The sequence below is a fragment of the Acinetobacter sp. UBA2581 genome (genome assembly GCF_002339435.1).
Taxonomy (GTDB): Bacteria; Pseudomonadota; Gammaproteobacteria; order Pseudomonadales; family Moraxellaceae; genus Acinetobacter; species Acinetobacter variabilis.
Genome location: NZ_DDLD01000085.1, coordinates 50,064 through 61,099 on the forward strand (window position 1 = coordinate 50,064; position 11,036 = coordinate 61,099).

9 protein-coding genes are annotated in these 11,036 nt (G+C 40.9%); 2 read left to right on the forward strand and 7 right to left on the reverse strand.

Annotation, left to right across the window (positions count from 1 at the left end; all coding sequences use genetic code 11):
• Nucleotides 1-332 precede the first annotated feature (332 nt).
• Nucleotides 333-2,189: an ABC transporter ATP-binding protein gene (locus B3Q46_RS10855; RefSeq protein WP_286715385.1), complete on the reverse strand. Its 1,857-nt coding sequence runs from the start codon at nucleotides 2,187-2,189 to the stop codon at nucleotides 333-335.
• A 244-nt stretch (nucleotides 2,190-2,433) separates the two neighbouring features.
• Complete coding sequence (locus B3Q46_RS10860) at nucleotides 2,434-3,693, reverse strand: mechanosensitive ion channel family protein (RefSeq protein WP_004785585.1); 1,260 nt, start codon at nucleotides 3,691-3,693, stop codon at nucleotides 2,434-2,436.
• Nucleotides 3,694-4,122: 429 nt separating this feature from the next.
• Here B3Q46_RS10860 and B3Q46_RS10865 point away from each other — a divergent pair, with 429 nt between their 5' ends.
• Nucleotides 4,123-4,452 carry a hypothetical protein gene (locus tag B3Q46_RS10865; RefSeq protein ID WP_004785588.1) on the forward strand — a complete coding sequence of 110 codons (330 nt, stop codon included), beginning with the start codon at nucleotides 4,123-4,125 and terminating at the stop codon, nucleotides 4,450-4,452.
• Between the two features lie 190 nt (nucleotides 4,453-4,642).
• Here B3Q46_RS10865 and B3Q46_RS10870 read toward each other — a convergent pair whose 3' ends face one another.
• The 5 genes from B3Q46_RS10870 to B3Q46_RS10890 form a co-directional block, all read right to left on the reverse strand.
• On the reverse strand, nucleotides 4,643-5,179 hold the full coding sequence (locus B3Q46_RS10870; protein ID WP_004785589.1) for a DUF2058 domain-containing protein: 537 nt from the start codon (nucleotides 5,177-5,179) through the stop codon (nucleotides 4,643-4,645).
• Between the two features lie 15 nt (nucleotides 5,180-5,194).
• Nucleotides 5,195-5,869 (reverse strand): YoaK family protein, encoded by a 675-nt coding sequence (locus B3Q46_RS10875; RefSeq protein ID WP_004785592.1) that lies wholly within the window; start codon nucleotides 5,867-5,869, stop codon nucleotides 5,195-5,197.
• Between the two features lie 42 nt (nucleotides 5,870-5,911).
• Entirely contained in the window at nucleotides 5,912-7,108 is a 1,197-nt protein-coding gene (gene sstT / locus B3Q46_RS10880; RefSeq protein WP_004785593.1) for a serine/threonine transporter SstT, read from the reverse strand.
• Nucleotides 7,109-7,421: 313 nt separating this feature from the next.
• On the reverse strand, nucleotides 7,422-9,170 hold the full coding sequence (locus B3Q46_RS10885; RefSeq protein WP_004785597.1) for a SulP family inorganic anion transporter: 1,749 nt from the start codon (nucleotides 9,168-9,170) through the stop codon (nucleotides 7,422-7,424).
• A gap of 206 nt (nucleotides 9,171-9,376) precedes the next feature.
• Nucleotides 9,377-9,697 carry an ArsR/SmtB family transcription factor gene (locus tag B3Q46_RS10890; protein WP_004785598.1) on the reverse strand — a complete coding sequence of 107 codons (321 nt, stop codon included), beginning with the start codon at nucleotides 9,695-9,697 and terminating at the stop codon, nucleotides 9,377-9,379.
• Between the two features lie 291 nt (nucleotides 9,698-9,988).
• Between B3Q46_RS10890 and cysK the strand changes: the two genes are divergently transcribed.
• Nucleotides 9,989-10,987, forward strand: coding sequence for a cysteine synthase A (gene cysK / locus B3Q46_RS10895; protein WP_208462159.1), 999 nt, complete (start codon nucleotides 9,989-9,991; stop codon nucleotides 10,985-10,987).
• Nucleotides 10,988-11,036 lie beyond the last annotated feature (49 nt).

Sequence of the window (11,036 nt, forward strand, 5' to 3'; positions counted from 1 at the left end):
TATTGGTATGAAAAAACCATTTTCTTGATAAAAATTGTTGGACAAAGCTGCGGCTATTTCCACAAGAAAATTTCAATCGACTTCAAGCAGAGTAGCCTAATTTAAAGTTGGAAATCAATGTAAACCAGAGATATTTTAGGTATTTAATTTTAAGGCTACAGATTTCTATTAATTCAGAATAGGGCTGTTTTTTGAGTAATCTGGAATTTAAAAATGCCTGTGGAATAGTTGATATTCCCATAAAAGCAAACCAAAGCATTACTATTCAAGTGACTCAAATAGAATGCTTCAGTTTCTGTTGTAGAGCTTAGCTACTACTGAATAGAGAACAATTATGCTTCATGCAAGCTGTCAGATTTGACATGTTGTTGTACCAAAAACCCACCGGTTTGACGCTGCCATAACTGCGCATAGATCCCGTTTATGGCCACCAGTTCATCATGCGTACCTTGCTCAGCAATTTTACCTTGATCCATTACAATCAGACGGTCCATCTGGGCAATGGTAGAAAGACGATGTGCAATGGCAATAACCGTTTTACCTTGCATCAAGTCATCCAGACTATTCTGAATAGCCGCTTCGACCTCGGAATCCAGCGCACTGGTGGCTTCATCCAGAATCAGAATCGGTGCATCTTTCAGGAATACCCGGGAAATGGCAATACGTTGGCGCTGTCCACCAGAAAGCTTCACGCCACGTTCACCTACATAGGCGTCATAGCCTCTACGGCCACGCAAATCAGTCAGATTCGGAATGAATTCTTCTGCTTTGGCCTTGCGTACAGCTTCAAACATTTCTTCATCAGTCGCACCTGGACGACCGTATTTAATATTTTCAGCAACGGTACGATGCAGCAAAGACGTATCCTGAGTGACCAGCGCAATATTTTTACGCAGACTGTCCTGAGTGACATCGGCAATATCCTGGCCATCAATCAGAATACGGCCCTGATTCAGATGATAGAAATGCAGTAACAATTGAATCAGAGTTGATTTACCGGCACCGGAACGACCTACGATGCCGATTTTTTCACCCGGACGAATGGTCAGATTAAACTGGTCAATGACCGGTTTTTCATTATAGGCAAAAGTGACTTTATCGAATTTAATCTCACCGTGTTTCAGTTGCAGTTCTTTCGCATCTTCTTTGTCTTGAATATTGATTCGACGACCTAGAGTTTTCATCCCGTCCTGAATAGTACCGACATTTTCAAACAGGACAGAGGTCTGCCACATCATAAACTCGGCAATACTATTGAGCTTTAACACCATCGCTGTGGTGGCTGCAATAATCCCTAGCTGCGCCTGACCTTGCATCCAGAGCCAGATCGCAGTTCCCAGCACACCTGCATATAGCACAACACTCAGCATCAGAATGCTGATTTCGTATTGAGCGCCCAGACGCATCTGTTTATACACCGTAACCATAAATTCCTGCATGGAGGATTTGGCATACTGACTTTCGCGACCTGCATGCGCAAACAGTTTTACGGTTTGAATATTGGTATAGGCATCAGTCACACGTCCGGTCATGACTGCACGTGCATCCGCTTGTAAGGATGAAATCTTGCTTAATCTTGGAATGAAATAGCAGGCAGCACAGATAAACAGTAATAGCCAGACCATAAGCGGCAAAATAAGTAAGGGTGAAATGGCACCCAAAACAATATTAATTGTGACGAAGTAAATCAGCACATAGGCCAACATATCGCCCAAAATGACCCAGAATTCCCGGATCGCTAGCGCCGTTTGCATGACTTTGGCGGATAAACGTCCGGCGAAGTCATTATGGAAGAAGTCCAAACTCTGTTTGAGCAATAAATTATGGAAGCGCCAACGCAGACGCATCGGGAAATTACTATATAAAATCTGATGCTTGATCAGGGACTGGGCACTGGCAAACAGGATATTAGCCAGCAAGATAATACTTAATAAGGTCAGGTTGCTGGCATGTTGATCTAAAAAAGTTTCTGGCTGACTTTGACTCAACCAGTTCACCAGATCGCCAATTTTTGAATACAGTAAGGCCTCAAAACTGGCTGCACCCGCGGTACATAGCACCAGAATCAGTAAATAACGGCGTACCCCATAGGCTGCTTGCCAGACAAAGGGAAAAAACCTGGTGGGTAAAGGTTGATTCAGGTTTTTGGTGGGATAGGGATCTACCAGCCGTTCAAGCCATCGAAACATTCACGTACTCTTATCATGTATTTTCTTTGCGAAAATTATAAAGGATTCTGCTTTTTAAGTCTGAATTTGAGTGAAATTGCCACAAATGTTTAACCAAATCAAACTTTAGGTTGCAGAGCAAAAACTCATACCAGATTTATACCAAATAATATGAAGACCAAAAATAAGAGATTGAATTCATTTTAAATACTGAATAAAAAGCCCGAAATAAGAGATTATTTCGGGCTTAAGTTGAGAGATTAGTTTAAGTGATAATCGGAGATGAAGAACTCGCGTTAAAAGATTCCTTAAAATCACTTCCAGAAGGCGCCTGATACACCTTCAATCCAAATTCCGGAATAATCGCCAGAATATGGTCCATGATATCTGACTGGATATTTTCATACTCTGCCCAAACCGTCGTATTGGTGAAAGCATAAATTTCCAGTGGCAAGCCTTCGCTAGTCGGTTGTAACTGACGCACCATTAACGAGAAATTTTTGGCAATACCGGGATGCTGTTGCAGATAAAATTCCAGATAAGCGCGGAACGTGCCTAAATTGGTCAGACGGCGCTGGTTGTATTGTGAATGGTGCTGGAGCTGCTGGTTAAACTTCTCTAGTTCTTCTGATTTGGTATTCAGATATTGATCCAGCAGGATAAAATTTTTCAGTTTGTTCTGTTCTTCAGCCGTCATGAAATGCACGCTGGTTTGGTCAATATGAATTGAACGTTTGATCCGGCGGGCACCCGCTTCCTGCATGCCGCGCCAGTTTTTAAAGGTATCAGTCACCAGTTTATTGGTCGGAATCGTGGTCACTGTTTTGTCAAAGTTCTGCACAGTCACTGTGTGTAATGACATATCAATGACATCACCATCGGCGTTTAGGGTCGGCATTTCAATCCAGTCACCAATACGTACCATGTCATAAGATGAAATCTGAACCGAAGCGACCAGTGACAGAATCGTATTTTGAAAGACCAGCATCAGGACAGCAGCCATCGCACCAAAACCGGCAAGTAAGGTGAATACATCTTTTTTCAGGAAAGTGCCTAAAATCATCAAGCCACAAACAATGAAGATGATCAGCTTGACCAGCTGTAAATAACCTTTAATCGGCTTGTTGCGTGACTTGGGATTACGCTGATAAATCAGGTTAAAGATATTTAGTAACTCACCGAGTGCCAGAGCAATGGTCAGGAAAATAAACGCCTGAGCACCCATTTGTACAAAAGTTTGTACTTTATCGGATAAATGCGGGACAGTGGTAATCCCGTTCATGATCACGATTGCCGGAACAATATTGGAAATCCGGCGAATCACATTATGTTCAGCAAAAATCTGATTATTGGCAAAGGGCATTTTGGAAATCAGTTGACGGATGCCACGTACAACAATCTGTTTGGCAAACACATTGGCAAGAATGGCCAGTAAAATCACAATACTCAGTGAAGATAACATTTCCAGCCATGGGTACTGATCGGCCCAATCTCGAATATTCTGAATAAAATTAAACTGTTCCAACTGATCTTTCTCTTTAACTCAAAAAATTTGTTAGAGTTTATAGGTTCAAACGCAATTTTTTAATCTTGGATAACCTTTTAAAACATATCTTTATTAGAGGCTACAAACTTAATCACTATTCAGGCATTTATTTTTATCTTATCGAAACTGTATTTTTTCTTTGAGGTTAATTCAGATTGAATAGATCAATGAAAATTGATTGGCTAATGGCTAGGAAACGTGAAAAATCGATAGAACAGCCTAACTTGGTATTCCTATACTTCTTTTTAAACTTTAAAAAATTAAAAAGGTCAAAGTGAATTAAAAGAATTTGGTATAGCGTTTATTATGTTAATTCAACATAACTTAATGTTTATTTTAAATTTTATATACTTACTTTTTATAGGGGATAGTGCTAGGATTAAAATCATATAATCTTAATCATTAAAAATGAAAAATCTTCAAATAGTTATAGCACAAGCTCTACATTTCTATGAACTGGAACATATTGAGCAATCAATAAGCTATGAAATTAATAACACTATATTAGAGATAGTGGTTAATGATGAATCTTTTGAAAAAATTGATTGTTACTTGTATTCAAAAAAAGATCCGAAAAAAATCCTTAAAAGCTCTATATATTATGTAATAGCACTCTTAGAAAGAGCAAAGTATAGGGTAGAAAAAGCTCAGCAAAATAACGTGAGTCCTTTGCATATCTGCTTATACGTTATTAAGAAAATTGAGGGATTTATTGAATATTTACATACTAAATTTTAGTTATTAACGCTTTCATCTAAGGTCTGTTATACGAAATCTGAAGTTTCCAAATAGGATTTGAAGCGAGTGAAGTTTGCTATCTATTAAAACAAGAATAAGCATAAAGATAAGCTGTTATAGATCAAATTAAACAGATAAAAAAACCGGTAAATATGCCGGTTTTTTATTTGTGCTTTTAAGAAAAATGTACTTACCACATTAAATCATCAGGAATCACATAAGCTGCATATGGGTCTTCTTCATCAGTGGTTTCTTCATTTTTCTCTGAATTATTCACGATGATAAAGCCTTCCATTTTCGAATTGATGCGATCCGCCAGAGCTTTAGGCAGGAAGGCATAACTCTCATTTTCACGTGCAATCACCAGACTGCCAGCGACCAGTGCATTATAAATCTGCTGGTTGATATAAACTTTCTTGATCTTGCTGTCATCAATAAACTGATAACTGATCTCACCATCCGTATCGCGGATTTTATGCTGATTAATCATCTGCATGATGGCCGCTTTGAGTTCTTTTTCCTGCAACTGGACTTTTTTCGCCTGTTCAATCGCTTGGTCTTTAGCCAGCTTTTCCTGTTTGTCCTGCTCAATCTTTGCCTTGATTTCGGCTTCTTTACTGTCGCCTGTGCGCTTTTCATGTACAGCCTGTTTAGACAGTTTTTTGGCTTTTTTATTATCGACCAAGCCTGCCTTTAACAATTGTGCCTGTAATGCATTTTTAACCATGAGAGTTTCCAGAAATTAGTCGTGTTGATGTCGATAACGTAAATAGATCACCCAATAGGTCAGGCTAAGCAGCAGGCTTAACGCTGTAGGGACCAGGAATGCATTTAATTTTAAATAAGGATAAATCCAGCTGGCAAGTATGCCGCCCATTAAAAAGCCGACCAAGATCAGCATATGCAGGATCACTTTACGGGATTCTACTACCAGACCACGCAGGCGATAGCCCATAGCCAGACCTAAATCTGTCAGTACACCAGACAGATGTGTGGTCCGGATAATCGCACCTTTATAATGACTGACCATGGCATTTTGTACGCCCATCGCGACACAGGCCCATAACAAGGCATAACGCGGGAAATAGGGCAATAATAGCCAGCAAATGAATATAAAAAAAGCCACCAGGCTTAAAGGATAACCATACAGGTGCCCCAAGCGAAAGTGACTATTTCCTAAAATCAGCCCGCTATACATCGAGCCAATCACATAACAGAGCGTAACCAGAATCAGATACAGAATCTGGCGTGGTTGCCAGTCCAGCAGCGCCATTGCCAGCATACTAACGTTACCGGTCATATGTGAAACGGACTGATGCAACACGGTCACCAGTCCTAATACATTAATCATTCCGGCATTTACCGCAAGGAAGAATGCACCCAGTTGAACCCACGATGGTAAACGCTGTAATGGCATGGCAATATCATTAGCAAAACATCTTGATTCTTCAATATAAAATCAATCTGTAGCGCGGTCTACTGCTGTTGTAAATAAAACATCGGTAGATGAGTTGAGTGCAGTCTCGGTAGAGTCCTGCAATACACTGATCACCATACCAATTGCCACCACTTGCATTGCGATATCTGAAGAAATCCCGAACAGGCCACAAGCCACGGGAATCAGCAATAGTGAACCACCAGCCACACCTGAAGCACCACACGCAGACACAGTCGCTACGATAGAAAGAATTAGCATAGTGGTGAAGTCAACATTAACACCTAAAGTATTTACTGCAGCTAAAGACAACACGGTAATCGTCACTGATGCACCGGCCATGTTAATTGCTGCACCTAAAGGAATTGCTACGCTTGAAGTAGTCTCTTTCACACCTAAGCGTTTTGCCAAGTCCAGGTTTACCGGAATATTGGCAGCAGAACTGCGGGTAAAGAACGCGGTAATGCCACTTTCACGTAAACAGGTAAACACCAGTGGATACGGATTACGACGGGTAATGAAACCGACCATTAATGGGTTAATCACCAAGGCTACAAATACCATCGTGCCCAATAAAACAGCTAATAAATGCGCGTAACTAGTCAGAGTATCCAGACCGGCTTCGGCAAAAGTCACGGCAACCAGACCAAAAATACCGACTGGTGCAAAGCTGATCACCAGACGAATTACATAATTGATGGCATTGGCAGCGTCATTCAGACAGGTTTTAGTCGTGTGCGATGCATGACGGAAGGCAATCCCTAACGCAATTGACCATGCCAGAATCCCAATAAAATTCGCTTCAGCAATGGCAACCACCGGGTTCGCCACAAAGCTCAGCACCAGATTTTTGAGAATTTCACCTAAGCTGCCTGGTGGCTGTAAATCACCTTGCGCTGCAATATCCAGGAACAATGTACTTGGAAATAAAATACTGGCGATGACAGCGCTTAGTGCTGCCAGGAACATGCCTACAGCATACATCAGCATAATAGGTCTTATCGTTGAATTAGTCTGGCCAACCTGGAAATTTGCAATTGATGCAAGAACCAGAATGAAAACCAGAACTGGCGCGACGGATTTTAGTGCCTTAATAAACAGATCACCTAACAGGCTTAAGGAAGGTGCAGCTTCAGGAAATAACAGAGCCACACCAACGCCTAGAATAATGGCGATGATGATTCGGGAGACTAAACTCAGACGCGATAGGGCAGAAAACATAAGGTTGCCTTGTGAAAATTACGAGGGCTAAATGCGAAAAAAATTTGCGTTATTTTATACTTAAATTAAGGATCGCTTAAAATATATTTTTAGATAATATTTAAGTAACTGAAAATTAATAAATAATTAAGATGGTTTTTTATCTTGATCGTATTATTTCCATACAAAATTCTTAGAATTGGCCAGATTTACTGATCGGTTTTTAATCTTTATTTTTTAGATGAATATAGAATTTAAATCAATCATTTCCAGTTATATTTCAGTTGAATTCTTTGCATGACAGCATGTCTATCATGCAAAGAATTGAAAAATCTTAAATCATATAATGCTGAGGCTTTTCGAAAATTTCCGGTGCCAGATCCTGAATCGCCTGAAAATGGGTCAGATAAATCCGTCCACTCAAATGTGTCATGAGTTTGGAGGCCTGCAAGCGGTCGAATACCGGGCCTTTCACTTCTGCAAAGTGCAGGCGAATATCTAGTTTGGATAATTCAGCATTGAGCTCTTCCAGCGTTTCCAAGGCACTCAAGTCAATCGCACTGATACTGGAGCAGTTCAAAATCACATGCTCTAACTTGTCATTTAAACTTAACTGATTAATCAGATAACCTTTAAGACTATGTGCATTTAAAAAACTCAGGTTTTCATCAATACGCAAAGACAGAACCCGATCAGAGGTCATCACCTGATGACGCTGGATATTCCGGAAATGCTGGGTCCCTTCAACCAAACCCACGACTGCAATATGAGGACGGCTGATGCGCCATAGCATAAGAATAAAGGTCGAAATAATCCCGACGATCAGGCCAGTGGTGATATCCAGTAATACTACACCAAAAAAAGTAATCCACATGGCAATGCCATCAGCTTTGGAATAACGCCATGCATCGACGAAAGGCTGGAAATCAACCAGTTTCCAAATAGACACAATAATGGTTGCAGCCAGAATGGTCAGTGGTAGATCCTCAAAGAAGCTGGTAAAGAACAGACTGACCACGACAATCAATAAAGAAGACAATACGCCAGCCAAAGGTGTTTTGGCGCCAGCGTCAGCATTAACCACAGTACGTGATAAACTACCGGTTACAGGAAAGGCGGAACTGATTCCGGCACTGATATTGGCTACACCGAGCGCAATCAGTTCCTGGTTACTGTTTAAATTGCTACGTTGCTGTAGCGCCGTTGCCTGAGCAATAGAGAGAGATTCCACAAAACTGATCATGGCAATCATGCTGGCACCCGGTAATAAGGTTATCACCAGTTCCCAGTTCCAGTGCGGGAAAGACAAAGGCGGAAAGCCTGAAGGAATTTCTCCGACAGTTTTAATTCCCTGAACTTTTAAGTCTAAAAAAAGAACGGCTGCAATACCGAGAAAAACCAGAATCAGTGGAACTGCCCGAACCAGAAAATCAGTCGAACCGATCCGGCTTTGTATGGTTTGGGATTTTAATAGTTTCGGCAGATAAACCAGTAAACCGATAGAAAGCAGGCCAAAGATCAGACTCGGAAGATGCAAAAGTGGCAAATATTCAACCAGGCTTTTCACTAGCTCGGGAATATTATTGGCTTTTAAAGGTAAATCAACCAAAAACTTGAACTGACCAAAAGCAATCAATAAAGCCGAAGCAATAATAAAACTCTGAATGACGGGATGGCTGATCAGTTGAATTAAAAAGCCGAAACGGAACACACCCAAAAGCAGGGAAATAATGCCGACCATCAATGCCAATAAAGTTGCTGCTTCAATATAGACCGGAGAACCCACTTCAAATAAAGGATTCAGTGTGGCAAAGGTCATCATGGAAATGATCGCCACTGGTCCAATCGATAAAGTCGTACTGCCGCCCAATAAGGCATAAATGATCATTGGCAGAATACTGGCATAGAGTCCCATAATCGGTGGTAAGCCTGCCAGCATGGCATAGGCCATCCCTTGTGGTACCAGCATCGCAACGACAATCAGGGCAGCCAATACATCCGATTTTAATTTCACCGGGTTGTACTGACTTAACCATGACCAGGCAGGGAGTCTATTGAGCAGTCTAGACTTAAAATTTGGCATATACAGGTCTAAATCACAAATATAGATATATTATGCACAAATTCTGCTAAGAAGTCTTAGGATATAAATAGGTGATCATTCACATTTTAAAAAATGAATGAGGAGACAAAGGATCCAGGCAAAAGACTTAAAACGTTCAATAGAGAAAGTTTAAATCAGGCAGATCGCTTTAAAATAAAACAGGACGAATGAGGTAAATTACAGCTTTAAGCGACTGCTTGATTTACACAGTAGATTTGATAAAGCTTGTTTAACATTTCTACCAGATTCTGGTCTTTGATCGAATAATAGATCTGTTTACCGTCTCGACGGGTATTTACCGCATCGCTTTTACGCAAAATCATGAGCTGCTGAGACAGGGTTGGCTGTCTGATCTCGGTAATCTCTTCAATTTGAGAGACATTCAGTTCATTTTGGGAGAGATGACATAAAATGAGCAGTCGGTCCGTATTGGCCATTAACTTTAAAATACCGACAACCTGTTGAGCTGAATCCCGCATCGCGGCAATTTCAAGATCGGTTTTCATTTACTATGTCCATTTATACAATTACAGCGCGCGAATTATACGACTCGAACAGCGTGAATTGATGGATAGAAAGCGTGAATTACTATGGTTTTTAATGAATTGTGTTATCAAGAATAGTTATAATTTACTAATTAAAATATAAGATAATTTTATCGTGTTCCGGTTTTTTGCGAAGAAGATGTTTCATTTCAAACTGCTATCGTGATCCCATCTCGTTTCAGGCATCTACAAAGCCGAAAAATGCTTGTATCATGTAAATACATCTTGGCGAATAATATCAAGGATATTCTAATGACTACAGATTCAGCTTTTCCAACACCTGCCAATTTAGGTATAGCGGTTTATAGCAATAATGCAGAGGCGATTGGTAATACCCCTTTGGTTCGTATCAATCGTGCCATTTCTGGCGGAGCGACTGTACTTGCGAAAATTGAAAGCCGTAATCCGGCATTTTCGGTGAAATGCCGTATTGGCGCAGCCTTGATTGCTGATGCAGAAAAGTCAGGTAAATTGAAGCCGGGCATGCACATTGTCGAGCCAACCAGTGGTAATACCGGTATTGCGCTGGCATTTGTAGCAGCGGCTAAAGGCTATGATATTACCTTAACTATGCCATCAAGCATGAGTATAGAACGCCGTAAAGTGGTTAAGGCTTTAGGTGCCAATCTGGTACTGACAGATCCAGCCAAAGGTATGAAAGGTGCCGTAGAAGAAGCACAACGTTTGGTGAATGAAAATCCTGAACTATATTACCTGCCACAACAGTTTGAAAATCCAGCCAATCCGAAAATCCATGAAGAGACTACCGGTCCTGAAATCTGGGAAGCGACTGGAGGTAATGTCGATATTCTGGTAGCGGGTGTAGGCACAGGCGGTACGATTACCGGTATTTCACGCTTTTTTGAAAAAGTGAAAAACAAGCCGATTTATTCAGTTGCTGTAGAGCCGGCTGAATCTGCCATTATTGGTCAGGCAATACGTGGTGAGACACTCACTCCAGGACCACACAAAATTCAGGGTATTGGCGCGAACTTTATTCCAAAGAACCTGGATCTGGATCTGGTCGATGAAGTGATTGCCATTACCAGTAGCGATGCAGTGGAATGGGCACGTAAAACTGCAACTCAAGAAGGTATCTTGGTCGGTATTTCAAGTGGTGCTGCAATGGCTGCAGCTGCGCAATTGGCTGCACGTCCTGAAAATGCAGGCAAAAATATCGTGGTGATTCTGCCAGATGGTGGTGAGCGCTATTTATCTTCAATTCTTTTTGAAGATATTTCTGCTGAGTAAATATTTAACAAATTAGTTTTACTAAATCTCGAAAAAGCCTGAAGTCATC